The sequence below is a fragment of the Microbacterium sp. ZW T6_19 genome, from assembly GCF_044987465.1.
GTDB lineage: Bacteria > Actinomycetota > Actinomycetes > Actinomycetales > Microbacteriaceae > Microbacterium > Microbacterium natoriense_A.
The window spans coordinates 463,888-480,197 of sequence record NZ_JBJDRH010000001.1 but is presented as its reverse complement, the minus strand read 5'-3'; the positions used below and the strand labels follow the sequence as shown (position 1 = coordinate 480,197).

Annotated in this window: 26 protein-coding genes; all 26 read right to left on the bottom strand. The window is 64.9% G+C overall.

Annotation, left to right across the window (positions count from 1 at the left end; genetic code table 11):
• On the bottom strand, window positions 1-597 hold the full coding sequence (locus tag ACI3KT_RS02115; protein WP_404902249.1) for an adenylate kinase: 597 nt from the start codon (window positions 595-597) through the stop codon (window positions 1-3).
• On the bottom strand, window positions 594-1,916 hold the full coding sequence (gene secY / locus ACI3KT_RS02110) for a preprotein translocase subunit SecY (protein ID WP_292909491.1): 1,323 nt from the start codon (window positions 1,914-1,916) through the stop codon (window positions 594-596). Before secY ends, ACI3KT_RS02115 begins: the two co-directional genes overlap by 4 nt.
• Before the next feature lie 101 nt (window positions 1,917-2,017).
• Window positions 2,018-2,638 (bottom strand): 50S ribosomal protein L15, encoded by a 621-nt coding sequence (gene rplO, locus ACI3KT_RS02105; protein ID WP_307298579.1) that lies wholly within the window; start codon window positions 2,636-2,638, stop codon window positions 2,018-2,020.
• Window positions 2,638-2,823 carry a 50S ribosomal protein L30 gene (gene rpmD, locus ACI3KT_RS02100; protein ID WP_130498108.1) on the bottom strand — a complete coding sequence of 62 codons (186 nt, stop codon included), beginning with the start codon at window positions 2,821-2,823 and terminating at the stop codon, window positions 2,638-2,640. Before rpmD ends, rplO begins: the two co-directional genes overlap by 1 nt.
• On the bottom strand, window positions 2,823-3,497 hold the full coding sequence (rpsE, locus tag ACI3KT_RS02095) for a 30S ribosomal protein S5 (RefSeq protein ID WP_268748601.1): 675 nt from the start codon (window positions 3,495-3,497) through the stop codon (window positions 2,823-2,825). Before rpsE ends, rpmD begins: the two co-directional genes overlap by 1 nt.
• A 20-nt stretch (window positions 3,498-3,517) precedes the next feature.
• Complete coding sequence (rplR, locus tag ACI3KT_RS02090) at window positions 3,518-3,877, bottom strand: 50S ribosomal protein L18 (RefSeq protein ID WP_292910337.1); 360 nt, start codon at window positions 3,875-3,877, stop codon at window positions 3,518-3,520.
• Between the two features lie 2 nt (window positions 3,878-3,879).
• Complete coding sequence (gene rplF, locus ACI3KT_RS02085) at window positions 3,880-4,416, bottom strand: 50S ribosomal protein L6 (protein ID WP_307298584.1); 537 nt, start codon at window positions 4,414-4,416, stop codon at window positions 3,880-3,882.
• Window positions 4,417-4,422: 6 nt separating this feature from the next.
• A complete protein-coding gene (rpsH, locus tag ACI3KT_RS02080) occupies window positions 4,423-4,821 on the bottom strand; it encodes a 30S ribosomal protein S8 (RefSeq protein ID WP_207482440.1) in 399 nt (132 codons plus the stop codon).
• Between the two features lie 154 nt (window positions 4,822-4,975).
• On the bottom strand, window positions 4,976-5,566 hold the full coding sequence (rplE, locus tag ACI3KT_RS02075; protein WP_045256211.1) for a 50S ribosomal protein L5: 591 nt from the start codon (window positions 5,564-5,566) through the stop codon (window positions 4,976-4,978).
• A complete protein-coding gene (gene rplX / locus ACI3KT_RS02070; protein ID WP_292910329.1) occupies window positions 5,566-5,925 on the bottom strand; it encodes a 50S ribosomal protein L24 in 360 nt (119 codons plus the stop codon). Before rplX ends, rplE begins: the two co-directional genes overlap by 1 nt.
• A 2-nt stretch (window positions 5,926-5,927) precedes the next feature.
• On the bottom strand, window positions 5,928-6,296 hold the full coding sequence (gene rplN, locus ACI3KT_RS02065) for a 50S ribosomal protein L14 (RefSeq protein WP_025102399.1): 369 nt from the start codon (window positions 6,294-6,296) through the stop codon (window positions 5,928-5,930).
• Entirely contained in the window at window positions 6,293-6,610 is a 318-nt protein-coding gene (gene rpsQ, locus ACI3KT_RS02060; protein ID WP_292910327.1) for a 30S ribosomal protein S17, read from the bottom strand. Before rpsQ ends, rplN begins: the two co-directional genes overlap by 4 nt.
• Window positions 6,610-6,927 carry a 50S ribosomal protein L29 gene (rpmC, locus tag ACI3KT_RS02055; RefSeq protein WP_067121112.1) on the bottom strand — a complete coding sequence of 106 codons (318 nt, stop codon included), beginning with the start codon at window positions 6,925-6,927 and terminating at the stop codon, window positions 6,610-6,612. The genes rpsQ and rpmC overlap by 1 nt, the downstream gene beginning before the upstream one ends.
• Complete coding sequence (gene rplP, locus ACI3KT_RS02050) at window positions 6,927-7,346, bottom strand: 50S ribosomal protein L16 (RefSeq protein ID WP_292910324.1); 420 nt, start codon at window positions 7,344-7,346, stop codon at window positions 6,927-6,929. The genes rpmC and rplP overlap by 1 nt, the downstream gene beginning before the upstream one ends.
• Window positions 7,346-8,101, bottom strand: coding sequence for a 30S ribosomal protein S3 (gene rpsC / locus ACI3KT_RS02045; RefSeq protein ID WP_045256216.1), 756 nt, complete (start codon window positions 8,099-8,101; stop codon window positions 7,346-7,348). The genes rplP and rpsC overlap by 1 nt, the downstream gene beginning before the upstream one ends.
• The gene (gene rplV, locus ACI3KT_RS02040) at window positions 8,101-8,499 is read right to left on the bottom strand and encodes a 50S ribosomal protein L22 (RefSeq protein WP_050722498.1); all 399 of its coding nucleotides are present in this window, start codon (window positions 8,497-8,499) and stop codon (window positions 8,101-8,103) included. The genes rpsC and rplV overlap by 1 nt, the downstream gene beginning before the upstream one ends.
• Complete coding sequence (rpsS, locus tag ACI3KT_RS02035) at window positions 8,499-8,780, bottom strand: 30S ribosomal protein S19 (RefSeq protein ID WP_017201589.1); 282 nt, start codon at window positions 8,778-8,780, stop codon at window positions 8,499-8,501. Before rpsS ends, rplV begins: the two co-directional genes overlap by 1 nt.
• Before the next feature lie 12 nt (window positions 8,781-8,792).
• Window positions 8,793-9,632 (bottom strand): 50S ribosomal protein L2, encoded by an 840-nt coding sequence (gene rplB, locus ACI3KT_RS02030; RefSeq protein WP_292910317.1) that lies wholly within the window; start codon window positions 9,630-9,632, stop codon window positions 8,793-8,795.
• Between the two features lie 21 nt (window positions 9,633-9,653).
• Window positions 9,654-9,977 carry a 50S ribosomal protein L23 gene (gene rplW / locus ACI3KT_RS02025; RefSeq protein WP_292910315.1) on the bottom strand — a complete coding sequence of 108 codons (324 nt, stop codon included), beginning with the start codon at window positions 9,975-9,977 and terminating at the stop codon, window positions 9,654-9,656.
• Window positions 9,974-10,636 carry a 50S ribosomal protein L4 gene (gene rplD, locus ACI3KT_RS02020; protein WP_307298599.1) on the bottom strand — a complete coding sequence of 221 codons (663 nt, stop codon included), beginning with the start codon at window positions 10,634-10,636 and terminating at the stop codon, window positions 9,974-9,976. The genes rplW and rplD overlap by 4 nt, the downstream gene beginning before the upstream one ends.
• 2 nt (window positions 10,637-10,638) lie before the next feature.
• The gene (gene rplC / locus ACI3KT_RS02015) at window positions 10,639-11,298 is read right to left on the bottom strand and encodes a 50S ribosomal protein L3 (RefSeq protein ID WP_292910311.1); all 660 of its coding nucleotides are present in this window, start codon (window positions 11,296-11,298) and stop codon (window positions 10,639-10,641) included.
• A gap of 8 nt (window positions 11,299-11,306) precedes the next feature.
• Window positions 11,307-11,615 carry a 30S ribosomal protein S10 gene (rpsJ, locus tag ACI3KT_RS02010; protein WP_017201594.1) on the bottom strand — a complete coding sequence of 103 codons (309 nt, stop codon included), beginning with the start codon at window positions 11,613-11,615 and terminating at the stop codon, window positions 11,307-11,309.
• Window positions 11,616-12,031: 416 nt separating this feature from the next.
• Entirely contained in the window at window positions 12,032-12,208 is a 177-nt protein-coding gene (locus tag ACI3KT_RS02005) for a hypothetical protein (RefSeq protein WP_307298603.1), read from the bottom strand.
• A gap of 254 nt (window positions 12,209-12,462) precedes the next feature.
• Entirely contained in the window at window positions 12,463-12,675 is a 213-nt protein-coding gene (locus tag ACI3KT_RS02000; protein WP_292910309.1) for a hypothetical protein, read from the bottom strand.
• Window positions 12,676-12,852: 177 nt separating this feature from the next.
• A complete protein-coding gene (gene tuf / locus ACI3KT_RS01995) occupies window positions 12,853-14,046 on the bottom strand; it encodes an elongation factor Tu (protein WP_045256223.1) in 1,194 nt (397 codons plus the stop codon).
• Between the two features lie 146 nt (window positions 14,047-14,192).
• Window positions 14,193-16,310 carry an elongation factor G gene (gene fusA / locus ACI3KT_RS01990; protein ID WP_292910305.1) on the bottom strand — a complete coding sequence of 706 codons (2,118 nt, stop codon included), beginning with the start codon at window positions 16,308-16,310 and terminating at the stop codon, window positions 14,193-14,195.

Here is a 16,310-nt window from a genome sequence, read left to right as displayed (position 1 = left end):
TCAGACGGCGACGCGGAGACCGCGTGCGTCGAGAGCGGCGAAGATGCGCTCGGTGATCTCGTCGAGACTGCCCACGCCGTCGATGGTGTCGACGATGCCGCGGGGACCGTACACCGACAGGATCGGGGCGGTCTCGTTCTCGTAGATGTCGAGACGGTGCGCGATCGCTTCGGGGGTGTCGTCGGTACGCCCCTGCTCGGTGGCGCGAAGCGCGAGACGGGCGATGCTCTCTCCACGCGGCACGTCGAGCAGGATCACGGCGTCGAGTGACTCGCCACGCCCTGCGAGGAACTCGTCGAGGTGCTCCACCTGGTGGGTGTTGCGAGGATACCCGTCGAGCAGGAAGCCTGCTGCCGCGTCGTCCTGGGAGAGGCGGTCGCGCACGATCGCGCTCGTCAGCTCGTCGGGGACGAGGTCGCCCGCCTCGAGGATCGCCGTGACCTGCTGGCCGAGCTCGGTGCCCTCTTTGATGTTGGCGCGGAAGATGTCACCGGTCGACACCACCGGGATGCCGAACGACTCCGCGATGCGCACGCCCTGCGTGCCCTTGCCGGAACCCTGCGGGCCGACGATGAGGAGACGAGCGGATGCAGTCATCGGAGGAGCCCTTCGTAGTGACGCTGCTGCAGCTGCGCATCGATCTGCTTGACCGTCTCGAGTCCGACGCCGACGATGATCAGGATCGACGCGCCACCGAACGGGAAGTTCTGGTTGGCGCCGACCGTGGCGAGGGCGATGAGCGGGATGAGGGCGATCAGACCCAGATAGATCGAGCCGGGGAGCGTGATGCGGGTGAGCACGTAGTCGAGGTACTCGGCGGTGGGCCGACCGGCGCGGATGCCGGGGATGAAGCCGCCGTACTTCTTCATGTTGTCGGCGACCTCGACCGGGTTGAACGTGATCGCCACGTAGAAGTACGTGAAGCCGATGATCAGCAGGAAGTACGCGAGCATGTAGATCGGGTGGTCGCCCTTGGTGAAGTTCGTGGTGATCCAGGTCACCCACTCCGCCGGCGTCGAACCGTCCTGCGGCGTGTTGAACTGGGCGATCAGCGCCGGGATGTACAGCAGGGACGACGCGAAGATCACGGGGATCACGCCCGCCATGTTCACCTTGATCGGGATGTACGTGTTCGTGCCGCCGTACGTGCGGCGTCCGACCATGCGCTTGGCGTACTGCACGGGGATCCGTCGCTGCGACTGTTCGACGAATACGACGAGTCCCATCACGACGATGCCGACCGCGATCACCATCAGGAAGATCTCGAAGCCCTTGGTCTGCCAGATCAGGGACATGGCGCCGGGGAAGGTCGCGGCGATCGAGGTGAAGATGAGCAGCGACATGCCGTTGCCGATGCCGCGCTCGGTGACGAGCTCGGCGAACCACATGATGAGGCCGGTGCCGGCGGTCATGGCGATGATGATGAGCAGCTGCGCCCACCACGCCTCGTTCGTGAGCAGGGTCTGGCAGGCGGCGACGTCAGTGTTGCCGAAGAGCTGACCGCTGCGCGCCACCGTGACCAGCGTGGTCGACTGCAGCAGTGCCAGAGCGATCGTGAGATAACGCGTGTACTGGGTCAGCCTGGACTGTCCGGCCTGACCCTCCTTGTGCAGCGCTTCGAAGTGCGGGATGACGACACGCAGGAGCTGCGTGATGATCGTCGCCGTGATGTACGGCATGACGCCCAGCGCGAAGATCGACAGCTGCAGCAGCGCGCCACCCGAGAAGAGGTTGACGAGTCCGAGCAGTCCGTCGGTCCCGTTGTTCTCGGCAAGACATGCCTCGACGTTCGGGAAGTTCACGAATGGAGCCGGGACGTTGGATCCGAGGCGGTAGATGGCGACGATCGCCAGAGTGAAACCGATCTTCCGACGCAGGTCGGGCGTGCGGAAGATCCGCGCGATGGCGCTAAACAAGGGCGTTCCTCCTGAAAAGGTTGCCAATCCCGAGAGATGGCTGAAAGACCAGGGTAACTCAAAAGAGGGGCCGGATTTCTCCGACCCCTCTTTCGCAGTGGTTACTTGACGGTTCCGCCCGCGGCCACGATCTTCTGCTCGGCAGAACCCGAGACCTTGTCGACCGAGACGGTGAGCTTCACGGCGATGTCGCCGTTGCCGAGAACCTTGACCTTCTCGTTCTTGCGAACGGCACCCTTGGCGACCAGGTCGCTGACGGTGACGTCGCCACCGGCGGGGTACAGCTCCGCGAGCTTCTCCAGGTTCACGACCTGGTACTCGACGCGGAACGGGTTCTTGAACCCGCGCAGCTTCGGGGTGCGCATGTGCAGAGGCATCTGCCCACCCTCGAATCCGACGCGAACGGTGTTGCGAGCCTTGGTGCCCTTGGTACCACGACCGGCGGTCTTGCCCTTGGAGCCCTCACCACGACCGACACGGGTCTTCGCGGTGTTGGATCCGGGGACCGGACGCAGGTGGTGCACCTTCAGGACGCCCGGACGGGATGCCGGAGCATCCTTCTTCGGAGCGGCCTTCTTGGCAGCAGCGGTGTCGGCCTTGGCGGAGGCAGCAGCCTTCGCGGGAGCCTTCTTCGCGGCAGGCTTCTTCTCGGCGGCAGCCTTGGGAGCTGCAGCCTTCTTCGGGGCCTTCTCGGCCTCGACGGCTTCGTTCTTCTCAGCCATTAGTCGATCTCCTCAACCTTGACGAGGTGGGCGACAGCGCGGACGTAGCCGCGAGTCTGGGCGTCGTCAGGGCGGACGGTGCTGTCACCGATGCGCTTCAGACCGAGCGAACGCAGCGTGTCGCGCTGGTTCTGCTTCTCGCTCACCTTGGACTTGATCTGCGTGACCTTGAGCCGGGCGGCCATCAGGCACCTACCTTCTGTGCAGCGAGAGCCTCGGCCTCGGCACGGACGAGACGCGCAGGTGCGACCTGGTCGAACTCGAGGCCACGACGCGCGGCGACCGCACGGGGCTCCTCGAGCTGCTTCAGAGCCGTCACCGTGGCGTGCACGATGTTGATCGTGTTCGACGAGCCGAGCGACTTCGACAGCACGTCGTGGATGCCGGCGCACTCGAGCACGGCGCGCACGGGACCACCCGCGATGACACCGGTACCGGCAGCAGCCGGACGGAGCAGGACCACACCGGCGGCCGCCTCACCCTGCACGGGGTGCGGGATCGTGCTGCCGACGCGCGGAACGCGGAAGAAGTTGCGCTTGGCCTCTTCGACGCCCTTCGCGATCGCGAGAGGGACCTCACGGGCCTTGCCGTAACCGACGCCGACCAGACCGTTGCCGTCGCCGACGACCACGAGAGCGGTGAAGCTGAAGCGACGACCACCCTTCACGACCTTCGACACGCGGTTGATCGTGACGACGCGCTCGAGGAACTGGTTGTCGCCGCGGTCGCGGGAGTTGCGGTCACGACCGCCCTGGTTGCGGTCACGGCCACCGCGGCGGCCATCACGCTGATCGCGAGTCGGCTCTGCCTGCGTCGTGCCGGCAGCCGTCTCGGAAGTGGCAGCAGCCGCTTCGGTCACTTCGTTCTCCTTGTTGTCACTCACAGTGCCAGGCCCCCTTCACGAGCGCCGTCGGCGATGGCGGCGACGCGACCGGCGTAGCGATTGCCACCACGGTCGAACACTGCCTCGGAAACGCCTGCGGCCTTCGCGCGCTCGGCGACGAGCTCGCCGACCTTGCGGGCCTTGGCGGTCTTGTCACCCTCGAACGAGCGCAGGTCGGTCTCGAGCGTCGAAGCCGACGCCACGGTGTGACCCTTGCTGTCGTCGACCAGCTGCACGAAGACGTGGCGGGCCGAGCGGTTGACGACGAGACGCGGACGCGACTCGGTGCCCACGACCTTCTTGCGAAGGCGGGCGTGACGACGCGCGCGGGCGTCAGACTTTGACTTGAGAGCCATGGTTACTTACCACTCTTTCCGGCCTTGCGACGCACGACCTCGCCGGCGTAACGCACACCCTTGCCCTTGTACGGCTCAGGCTTGCGGATCTTGCGGATGTTCGCAGCTGCCTCGCCGACAGCCTGCTTGGAGATACCGCTCACGGTGAGCTTGTTGGTGCCCTCGACCGTGAAGGTGATGCCGGCGGGCGGGTCGATCAGGACCGGGTGCGAGAAGCCGAGGGCGAACTCGACCGCGCTGCCCTTCTGGGCGACGCGGTAACCGGTGCCGACGACCTCGAGACCCTTGGTGTAGCCCTGGGTCACGCCGATGATGTTGTTGTTGATGAGCGTGCGGGTCAGGCCGTGAAGCGACCGCGACGCGCGCTCGTCGTCGGGACGAGTGACGAGAACCTGGTTCTCCTCGACCGCGACCTCGATGGGGCTGGCCACCGTCAGGGTGAGCTCACCCTTGGGGCCCTTCACCGCGACCTCACGGCCGTCGACCGAAACGGTCACGCCCGCGGGAACATCGATGGGAAGTCGTCCAATACGCGACATTTCGAATTACCACACGTAGGCGAGAACTTCTCCGCCCACGCCCTTCTGCTCAGCCTGACGGTCGGTGAGAAGACCGGAGGAGGTGGACAGGATGGCCACGCCGAGGCCGCCGAGAACCTTGGGAAGCTCCGTCGACTTCGCGTAGACACGAAGGCCGGGCTTCGAGACGCGCTTGATGCCGGCGATCGACCGCTCGCGGTTCGGGCCGTACTTCAGCTGCAGCGTGAGGTTCTGTCCGACGCGGGCGTCAGAGGTTTCCCAGCCTGCGATGTAGCCCTCCTGCTGGAGGATCTCGGCGATGTGCGTCTTCAGCTTGCTCGACGGCAGAGTCACGGAATCGTGGTGCGCCGAGTTCGCGTTGCGCAGACGGGTCAGCAGATCTGCGACCGGGTCTGTCATTGTCATGTGTGTTTTCCTTTGTTCATGAGGTTCCGGCTGTCGTTACACGACAGACGGCCTGCGATGACACGCAATCTTCAATTGTACGGCACCGCGAAGGCGATGCCGGACGCTTCGACAGGCTCAGCGACCCGCTGGGTCCCTGAGCCTGTCGAAGGGCTTACGCCTGGGCGTCGTCCGAGCGGAACGGGAAGCCGAGTGCGCGCAGCAGGGCGCGGCCCTCGTCATCCGTCTTCGCGGAGGTCACGACGGTGATGTCGAAACCGCGAACCCGGTCGATCTTGTCCTGATCGATCTCGTGGAACACGCTCTGCTCCTGGAGACCGAAGGTGTAGTTGCCGTTGCCGTCGAACTGCTTGTCCGACAGACCGCGGAAGTCGCGGATACGGGGCAGGGCGAGCGAGACCAGGCGGTCGACGAACTCCCATGCGCGGTCACCGCGAAGGGTGACGTGCGCACCGATGGGCTGACCCTCGCGCAGCTTGAACTGTGCGATGGACTTGCGCGCCTTGGTGACGATCGGCTTCTGACCGGTGATCTTGGTGAGGTCGTCGACCGCACCATCGATCACCTTGCTGTCGCGAGCTGCCTCGCCGACACCCGTGTTCACGACGACCTTGACCAGGCCGGGGATCTGCATGACGTTCGCGTAGCCGAACTGCTCCTGCAGAGCCTTCTTGATCTCAGCGTTGTACTTCGCCTTCAGGCGGGGCTGCACCTTGACAGCCTCCGCAGCGTCAGTCGTTGCCATCAGAGGTCCTTACCGCTCTTCTTCGCGTAACGCACGCGGACGGTGCGCTTGACGCCGTCCTTGGTCTGCTCCTCGACCCGGTGGCCGACCTTGGTCGGCTTCTTGGTCGAGGGGTCGACGACTGCGACGTTCGAGATGTGGATGGGAGCCTCGACGGTCTCGAGGCCACCCGTCTTGGTGCCGCGCTGCGTCTGGCCGACGCGCGAGTGCTTGGTGACGTAGTTCACACCCTCGACGATGATGCGGTTCTGCCCGACAAGGATCTCGAGGACCTTGCCCTGCTTGCCGCGGTCGCCGCCCTTGGCCTGGGTGCGGCCGGTGATGACCTGAACCAGGTCGCCCTTCTTGATCTTCGCCATGATCAGATGACCTCCGGTGCCAGGGAGACGATCTTCATGAACTTCTTGTCACGAAGCTCACGGCCGACCGGGCCGAAGATACGGGTGCCGCGGGGCTCCCCGTCGTTCTTCAGGATCACGGCGGCGTTCTCGTCGAACTTGATGTACGAGCCGTCGGGACGGCGCGTCTCCTTCTTGGTGCGGACGATGACCGCCTTGACGACGTCGCCCTTCTTGACGTTGCCGCCCGGGATCGCGTCCTTGACGGTCGCGACGATGGTGTCGCCCAGGCCCGCGTAACGGCGGCGCGAGCCACCGAGAACGCGGATCGTGAGCAGTTCCTTCGCGCCGGTGTTGTCGGCGACCTTGAGGCGGGACTCCTGCTGAATCACTTGGCCTTCTCCAGAATCTCCACCAGACGCCAGCGCTTGGTGGCGCTCAGCGGGCGGGTCTCGTTGATGAGGACCAGGTCGCCGATGCCGGCGGAGTTGGTCTCATCGTGCGCCTTGACCTTCGAGGTGCGGCGGATGACCTTGCCGTAAAGCGGGTGCTTCACGCGGTCCTCGACCTCGACCACGATGGTCTTGTCCATCTTGTCGCTGACGACGTAGCCACGACGCGACTTGCGGTAGCCACGGGCATCCACATCGCGCACGTCGTGTGCGGCGTGCTCAGCCTCGACAGCGGCTTCCTTCTTGGTGGCCATCACTCAGCCTCTTCCTTCACGGCGTCGTCGGCGGCATCCGCCTTCTTCGCCTTCGACTTGGTCGCCTTCTTGGCCGGAGCCTCGACCGGAGCAGGCGTCGCACGGATGCCCAGCTCGCGTTCGCGGATCACGGTGTAGAGACGCGCGATGTCGCGCTTGACGGCGCGGATGCGGCCGTGGCTCTCCAGCTGGCCGGTGGCCGACTGGAAACGGAGGTTGAACAGCTCCTCCTTGGCCTTGCGCAGCTCCTCAACGAGGCGCTGGTCTTCGAACGTGTCGAGCTCTGCCGGAGCGAGCTCCTTGGTGCCGATCGCCATTACGCGTCGCCCTCCTCGCGCTTGATGATGCGTGCCTTGAGCGGCAGCTTGTGAATTGCTCGGGTCAGTGCTTCACGAGCGAGCTGCTCGTTGACACCCGCGACCTCGAAGAGGACACGGCCCGGCTTGACGTTGGCGACCCACCACTCGGGGGATCCCTTACCGGAACCCATTCGGGTCTCAGCCGGCTTCTTGGTGAGCGGGCGGTCGGGGTAGATGTTGATCCACACCTTTCCACCACGCTTGATGTGACGGGTCATCGCGATACGAGCGGACTCGATCTGACGGTTGGTCACGTAGGCCGAGGTGAGCGCCTGGATGCCGTACTCGCCGAACGACACCTGGGTGCCGCCGGTGGCGTGGCCATCACGCTTCGGGTGATGCTGCTTGCGGTACTTGACCTTGCGGGGAATAAGCATCAGGCAGACGCTCCTTCTGCGACGGGGGCCTCGTTGCGCGGCGCGCGGCGGCGGTCGCCACCACGGTCGTCACGACGGGCCTTCGGTGCGTTGGCCTGCTCGCGAGCAAGCTCCTTGGCGGTGAGGTCGCCCTTGTAGATCCAGACCTTCACGCCGATGCGGCCGAAGGTGGTCTTCGCCTCGTAGAAGCCGTAGTCGATGTTCGCGCGCAGCGTGTGCAGCGGCACACGACCCTCGCGGTAGAACTCCGAACGGCTCATCTCGGCGCCGCCGAGGCGGCCGGAGACCTGGATGCGGATGCCCTTGGCGCCAGCGCGCTGCGCGCCCTGGAGACCCTTGCGCATCGCGCGACGGAACGCCACACGAGCAGACAGCTGCTCGGCGATGCCCTGGGCGACGAGCTGAGCGTCGGCCTCGGGGTTCTTGACCTCGAGGATGTTCAGCTGGATCTGCTTGCCCGTGAGCTTCTCGAGGTCGCCGCGGATGCGCTCGGCCTCGGCGCCACGACGACCGATCACGATGCCCGGGCGGGCGGTGTGAATGTCGACGCGGACGCGGTCACGGGTGCGCTCGATCTCGATGTTCGAGACACCGGCGCGGTCGAGCTGCGTCTGCAGCAGACGACGGATCTTGATGTCCTCGGCCACGTAGTCGGCGTAGCGCTGACCCTTCTTCGTCGAGTCCGAGAACCAACGAGAGACGTGATCAGTGGTGATACCGAGGCGGAAGCCGTACGGGTTTACCTTCTGTCCCATTACTTGCTCGCCTTCTTGTTGCTGTCGCCTGCGGCAGCCGGAGCGGCCTCGGGCGTCGAGAGCACGACCGTGATGTGGCTCGTGCGCTTCTTGATCTGGAAAGCGCGACCCTGTGCACGGGGCTGGAAACGCTTGAGCGTCGTGCCCTCGTCGACGTACGCGTTCTTCACGTACAGGTCCTGCTCGTCGAGGTACTCGCCGTCACGATCCGCCTTGACCTGCGCGTTGGCCATGGCCGACGCGACAAGCTTGTAGATCGGCTCACTGGCGCTCTGCTGTGCGAACTTCAGGATCGCCAGAGCCTCCTGGGCCTGCTTGCCCTTGATGAGCGCGACGACACGACGAGCCTTCTGAGGGGTCACGCGGATGTGCTTCACGCGTGCGATCGATTCGACCATTAGCGGCGCCGCCCCTTCTTGTCGTCCTTCTCGTGGCCGCGGAAGGTGCGGGTGGGCGCGAACTCGCCCAGTTTGTGACCGACCATGGTCTCGGACACGAACACAGGAATGTGCTTGCGTCCGTCGTGGACCGCGATCGTGTGACCCAGCATGGCCGGGATGATCATGGACCGGCGAGACCAGGTCTTGATGACGTTCTTCGTGCCGGCTTCGTTCTGCACGACCACCTTGCGAAGCAGGTGCTCGTCGACGAAGGGGCCCTTCTTAAGACTGCGAGGCATCTTCTCTTACTCCTACTTGCGCTTCTTGCCGGCGTTACGACGACGCACGATGTACTTGTCGCTTTCCTTGTTGGCGTGGCGGGTACGACCCTCAGCCTGGCCCCAAGGAGTGACGGGGTGACGTCCACCGGAAGTCTTGCCCTCACCACCACCGTGGGGGTGGTCCACCGGGTTCATCGCGACACCACGCACGGTCGGGCGGACGCCCTTCCAGCGCATGCGGCCGGCCTTGCCCCAGTTGATGTTCGACTGCTCGGCGTTGCCGACCTCGCCGATGGTCGCGCGGCAGCGCGCATCGACGTTGCGGATCTCGCCCGAGGGCAGACGCAGCTGGGCGTAGGGGCCGTCCTTGGCGACGAGACGGACGGATGCACCGGCCGAACGCGCCATCTTCGCGCCGCCGCCGGGGCGGAGCTCGATCGCGTGGATGACGGTACCCGTCGGGATGTTCTTCAGCGGCAGGTTGTTACCCGGCTTGATGTCAGCCGAGGGACCCGACTCGATGATGTCGCCCTGCTTCAGCTTCGCCGGCGCGAGGATGTAGCGCTTCTCGCCGTCGAAGTAGTGCAGCAGCGCGATGCGCGCGGTGCGGTTGGGGTCGTACTCGATGTGAGCGACCTTGGCGTTGACACCGTCCTTGTCATTGCGACGGAAGTCGATGACACGGTACTGGCGCTTGTGGCCACCACCGATGTGACGGGTCGTGATGCGGCCCTGGTTGTTACGACCACCGGTCTTCGAGAGCGGGCGCAGCAGCGACTTCTCCGGCGTCGATCGAGTGATCTCGGCGAAGTCAGCCACCGACGAGCCGCGACGGCCCGGGGTCGTGGGCTTGTACTTGCGAATAGCCATTATTTGTCCTTATCCCCCGGGTCAGCCGACTGCCGTGAAGATGTCGATGGTGCCCGACTTGAGGGCCACGATCGCGCGCTTGGTGTCCTTGCGCTTGCCGGTGCCGAAGCGGGTGCGACGGGCCTTGCCGACGCGGTTGATCGTGTTGACCGATGCGACCTTGACGCCGAAGATCTTCTCGATGGCGAGCTTGATCTCGGTCTTCGAAGCGCGCGGGTCGACGAGGAAGGTGTACTTGCCCTCGTCGATGAGTCCGTAGCTCTTCTCGGACACGACCGGCTTCAGGATGATGTCGCGCGGGTCCTTGTTCAGGGCCGTCTGGAGAACAGATGCCTGCTCGCTCATGCGGAGACCTCCTGGTTGGCGCCGGTCTTGGAGGCGATGAAGCCCTCGAGAGCGGCCTGGGTGAAGACGATGTCGTCGGAGACGAGCACGTCGTAGGCGTTGAGCTGGTCGAACGTCAGCACGTGCAGGTTCGACAGGTTGCGAATGCTCTTCAGCGTCACGTCGTCGTTGCGCTCGATCACCACGAGGACGTTCTTCGACGAGACGACGTTGGTGAGGAAGCTCACCGCGGTCTTGGTCGAAGGCGCACCGTCGATGCCGAAGGACTCGATCGCGTGGATGCGGTCGCCGCGGAAGCGGTCGCTCAGCGCGCCCAGCAGGGCGGCGGCGATCATCTTCTTGGGGGTGCGCTGCGAGTAGTCGCGCGGCTTGGGGCCGTGCACGATGCCACCACCGGTCATGTGCGGCGCGCGGATCGAGCCCTGACGGGCGTTACCCGTGCCCTTCTGCTTGAAGGGCTTGCGGCCTGCACCGGAGACCTCACCGCGACGCTTGGTCGAGTGGGTGCCCTGGCGCGCGGCGGCGAGCTGCGCGACGACGACCTGGTGGATCAGCGGGATGTTCGTCTTGACGTCGAACAGCGCGGCGGGAAGCTCGATCGAGCCTGCCTTCTTGCCGTCTGCCTTGAGGACGTCGAGCGCGAGAGTCGAGTCAGCCATGATCAGGCACCCTTCACTGCGTTGCGGACGTAGACGATGCGGCCACGAGCACCGGGGACGGCGCCCTTGACGAGCAGCAGACCCTTCTCGATGTCGACGGCGTGCACCGTGAGGTTGAGAACGGTCACGCGCTCGCCACCCATACGGCCGGCCATGCGCATGCCCTTGAAGACGCGGCTCGGGGTCGACGATGCGCCGATGGAGCCGGGCTTGCGGTGGTTGCGGTGCGAACCGTGCGAAGCCGAGACGCCCTTGAAGTTGTGACGCTTCATGACACCGGCGGTGCCCTTGCCCTTGCTGGTGCCGACGACGTCGACCAGCTGGCCGGCCTCGAAGGTCGCGTCCACGGTGAGCTCCTGGCCCAGCGAGTAGTCAGCGGCATCCGCGGTGCGGATCTCGGTGACATGGCGACGCGGCGTGACGCCGGCGGCCTCGAAGTGGGCGGTGAGGGGCTTGTTCACCTTGCGCGGGTCGATCTGACCGTAGGCGATCTGAACAGCGTTGTAGCCGTCCTTCTCGGGGGTGCGGATCTGGGTGACCACGTTCGGCGCGAGCTCGATGACTGTGACGGGAACGAGCTTGCCGCTCTCGTTCCACACCTGGGTCATGCCGAGCTTCGTGCCGAGCATGCCCTTGGAAATCTTTGCGTTGATGTCAACCATGGCGGACCTCAGAGCTTGATCTCGATGTTGACATCAGCGGGCAGGTCGAGACGCATCAGCGAGTCGACGGCCTTGGGCGTCGGGTCGACGATGTCGATCAGACGCTTGTGGGTGCGCATCTCGAAGTGCTCGCGGCTGTCCTTGTACTTGTGGGGCGACCGGATGACGCACACGACGTTCTTCTCGGTCGGAAGGGGCACGGGGCCGACGACGGTTGCGCCCGCACGGGTCACGGTGTCGACGATCTTGCGTGCGGACGTGTCGATGACCTCGTGGTCATACGACTTCAGGCGAATGCGGATCTTCTGTCCCGCCATTGTCTGCTCTCTCTCTTTAGGCGTCTTACCGTCCGGGGCCGGGTGACCCTGGGGCATTGGACGCACGATGGCGCTGGTTTCGCGCCAGGCACTACGGACGACTCCGGAGAGTCGTTCTGCGCACCACTGTTCTGCTGTCATCCCGCACGTCTTGCAACGGACGGATGCCGACCCTCCGTCACGCATGACGGAGCCTCTACGAAGAGGTGTCGGGGATGTCCTGCCATCCGCGGCCTAGGTCCCTGCGCTGCATCTCTTGCGAGACGACGCCGCCTATGCACTGCCGTGATGGTGATCCGGCACGCGGAGCGCGCCGAAATGTCGAACCTGTCTATTCTGCCATGCCGGATTTCACTTGCGCAAACCCGGGCGTGTCGCGCTTCCGAGAGCGCCGCGCCGAAGGCGCTGCGGCAGGGTCAGAAGAGCGGGGCGAGGCATCCCCATGCCTCGCCCCGCTTGGGGAGGGCGTCCAGTGCGAGGGGGCGCACCGAACGCGAGGAGGGCAGCGTGAAGGGACGCCGCTCCCCTCGTTCGAGGGCGCGGCGAGAGACCCGCCGCGCAGGCAGGGAGTAGCCGAGGTGCGCAGAGCGCACGCATCTCACGATGATCCCCAAGATCGTTCCCCAGTATCGAACGCGGGTGCCCCGCGTGTCGTCGGAACGTCGAACCCCTTCGACGTTCCCGGCCGTAAGATCCCCAGACGGCCAGAAGTCATTCTACGGGATGATCGCCGAGGAACGCGATATCGGGCGACGGAATACCGGGTCTCAGTCCCCCGCGCGCGGATATGAGACGAGCGGCGGCCCTTCCCTGAGGAAGGACCGCCGCTCGGAGTGCGTGCGAGGGACTACTCGTTTCCGACGGCCTTGTCGGCGCCTTCGCGGATCTCGTCGATCTTGTCCGCCGCACCAGGTGCGATCTTCTTGGCGAAGTCGGCGACGCCGTCGAGCACCTTGTCGCTGACGTCCTCAGCCTGCTCGCTCTTGACCGCCTCTTCGATCTTGTCCTTGTTCTGCTCGAAGAGTTCCTTGCCCTTGTTGACGGCGTCCTCGATACCCATGTGAAAATCCCCTTCTGAGGTGTGTGCTGCCGGCCGACGGGCCGACAGCACTCATTCTGCATCGTCGCACCGGTATACGGAACCCCGTGCGTCGTTTGCGACACCGAGTGTCATCCAGTGGGAAGCACAAAGGGGCCGAGCCCGAAGGCTCGACCCCTTTGCGAAGGAAGCAGATGCTTACTTGATGATCTTCGTGACCGTACCGGCGCCGACGGTGCGTCCACCCTCACGGATGGCGAAGCCGAGGCCCTCTTCCATGGCGATCGGCTGGATCAGCTCGACCGTCATGTCGGTGGTGTCGCCGGGCATGACCATCTCGGTGCCCTCAGGCAGCGAGATGACGCCGGTGACGTCGGTGGTGCGGAAGTAGAACTGCGGGCGGTAGTTCGTGTAGAACGGGTTGTGACGGCCACCCTCGTCCTTGGACAGGATGTACGCGGTGCCCTCGAAGTTCGTGTGCGGGGTAACCGAACCCGGCTTCACGATGACCTGGCCGCGCTCGACGTCCTCGCGCTTGGTGCCGCGGAGGAGCAGACCACAGTTCTCGCCGGCCCATGCCTCGTCGAGCTGCTTGTGGAACATCTCGATACCGGTGACCGTGGTCTTGACGGTCGGACGGAGTCCGACGATCTCGACCTCGGAGTTGATGGCCAGCGTGCCACGCTCGGCGCGGCCCGTGACGACGGTGCCACGACCGGTGATCGTGAAGACGTCCTCGACGGGCATGAGGAACGGCTTGTCGCGGTCGCGCTCCGGGTCCGGAACGCTGTCGTCGACGGCCTGCATGAGCTCGAGGATCTTCTCGGTCCACTTCTCGTCGCCCTCGAGCGCCTTGAGCGCCGAGACCTGCACGACGGGAGCGTTGTCGCCGTCGAAGCCCTGGCTCGAGAGCAGCTCGCGGACCTCGAGCTCGACGAGCTCCAGGATCTCCTCGTCGTCGACCATGTCGCTCTTGTTCAGCGCGACGAGCAGGTAGGGAACGCCGACCTGCTTGGCGAGCAGCACGTGCTCACGCGTCTGAGCCATCGGGCCGTCGGTGGCGGCGACCACGAGGATCGCGCCGTCCATCTGTGCGGCACCGGTGATCATGTTCTTGACGTAGTCGGCGTGGCCGGGAGCGTCAACGTGCGCGTAGTGGCGCTTCGGGGTCTCGTACTCGATGTGCGAGATGTTGATGGTGATTCCACGCTGACGCTCTTCCGGCGCCGAGTCGATGGAAGCGAAGTCGCGCTGCACGTTGGTCGCGGACGGGAACTTGTCAGCAAGCACCTTCGAGATCGCTGCGGAGAGCGTGGTCTTGCCGTGGTCAACGTGACCGATGGTTCCGATGTTGACGTGCGGCTTGGTCCGCTCGAACTTGGCCTTAGCCACTTGGTCCTCCTCAGGACGTCGTGTAGAGGTGACCGGGCACTGGATTGCGACCGGTTCTCTACGGGTTAGGTTCTCAGTTTAGTAGAGAGGGAATGTGAAGTTGTAGGGGACCTGGGAGCCGGGCCGGAACCCGGCTCCCAGAAGTGTTACTCGCCGCCCTGGTGCTTCTGGACGATCTCGTCGGCCACTGCACGGGGAACCTCAGCGTAGCTGTTGAACTCCATGGAGTAGACGGCGCGGCCCGAGGTCTTCGAGCGCAGGTCGCCGATGTAACCGAACATCTCGGACAGCGGGACGTGTGCACGGACGACCTTGACGCCTGCGGCGTCCTCCATCGACTGGATCTGGCCACGACGCGAGTTCAGGTCGCCGATGACGTCGCCCATGTACTCCTCCGGAGTACGCACCTCGACGGCCATCAGCGGCTCGAGCAGAACGGGGTTCGCCCGACGCAGAGCCTCCTTGATACCCATGGAGCCGGCGATCTTGAACGCCATCTCCGAAGAGTCGACGTCGTGCGCGGCGCCGTCGACGATGGTCGCCTTGACGCCGACGATCGGGTAACCGGCGAGGACGCCGACGTTCATCGCGTCCTGGAAACCGGCGTCGATAGAGCCGATGTACTCACGAGGGATGCGACCACCGGTCACGGCGTTCACGAACTCGTAGGTCTTGTCGTTGTCGAGCTCGAGCGGCTCGATGTTGAACTGGATCTTCGCGAACTGACCCGAACCACCGGTCTGCTTCTTGTGCGTGTAGTCGTGCTTCTCGACGGCCTTGCGGATCGTCTCGCGGTACGCCACCTGCGGCTTGCCGACGTTCGCCTCGACGTTGAACTCACGCTTCATGCGATCGACGAGGATGTCGAGGTGCAGCTCGCCCATGCCCTTGATGGTCGTCTGACCGGTCTCGGGGTTGAGCTCGGTGCGGAAGGTCGGGTCCTCCTCAGCGAGCTTCTGGATGGCGACACCCAGCTTCTCCTGGTCGGCCTTGGTCTTCGGCTCGATCGCGACCTCGATGACGGGCTCGGGGAACGTCATCGACTCGAGGACGACGGGCGACGTCGGGTCGGTCAGCGTGTCACCGGTGGTGGTGTCCTTCAGACCGATGACGGCGTAGATGTTGCCCGCGGTGACCGAGGGGACCGGGATCTCCTTGTTGGCGTGCATCTGGAAGATCTTCCCGATGCGCTCCTTCTTGCCCTTGGTCGAGTTGATGACCTGGGCGCCGGAGTCGAGCTGGCCCGAGTAGACGCGCACGTAGGTCAGGCGACCGAAGAACGGGTGCACCGCGACCTTGAACGCGAGAGCCGCGAACGGGTCGTTCGCGTCGGGGTGACGCTCGATGATCGTGTCGTAGTCCTTGGGATCGTGCGCCTCGATCGAGCCCACGTCGAGCGGGTTCGGGAGGTAGTCGACGACCGCGTCGAGCATCGGCTGCACACCGCGGTTCTTGAACGCGGAACCGCAGAGCACCGGGTAGATCTCGGATGCGACGGTGAGCTTGCGGATGGCGCCCTTGATCTCGGCGACCGTGAGCTCCTCACCGCCGAAGAACTTCTCGAGCAGAGCGTCGTCGGTCTCGGCGACGGTCTCGAGGAGCTGCTGACGGTACTCGTCGGCCTTGTCCTTGAGATCGGCCGGGATCTCCTGGATCTCGTAGGAGGCGCCCATGGTGACGTCACCCTTGGCATCTCCGGCCCAGACCAGCGCGCGCATCTCGACGAGGTCGATCACGCCGATGAAGTCGTTCTCCGCGCCGATGGGCAGCTGGATGACCAGCGGCTTCGCGCCGAGGCGGTTGATGATGGTGTCGACGGTGAAGTAGAAGTCCGCGCCGAGCTTGTCCATCTTGTTGACGAAGCAGATGCGGGGGACGTTGTACTTGTCGGCCTGACGCCACACGGTCTCGGACTGGGGCTCGACGCCCTCCTTGCCGTCGAAGACGGCGACAGCACCGTCGAGGACGCGGAGCGAGCGCTCCACCTCGACCGTGAAGTCCACGTGACCGGGGGTGTCGATGATGTTGATCTGGTTCTTGTTCCAGTAGCAGGTCACGGCGGCAGACGTGATCGTGATGCCGCGCTCCTTCTCCTGCTCCATCCAGTCGGTGGTCGACGCGCCGTCGTGCGTCTCGCCGAGCTTGTGGTTGACGCCCGTGTAGAACAGGATGCGCTCGGTGGTGGTGGTCTTGCCAGCATCGATGTGAGCCATGATGCCGATGTTCCGAACCTTGCTCAGGTCGGTGAGCACGTCTTGTGCCAC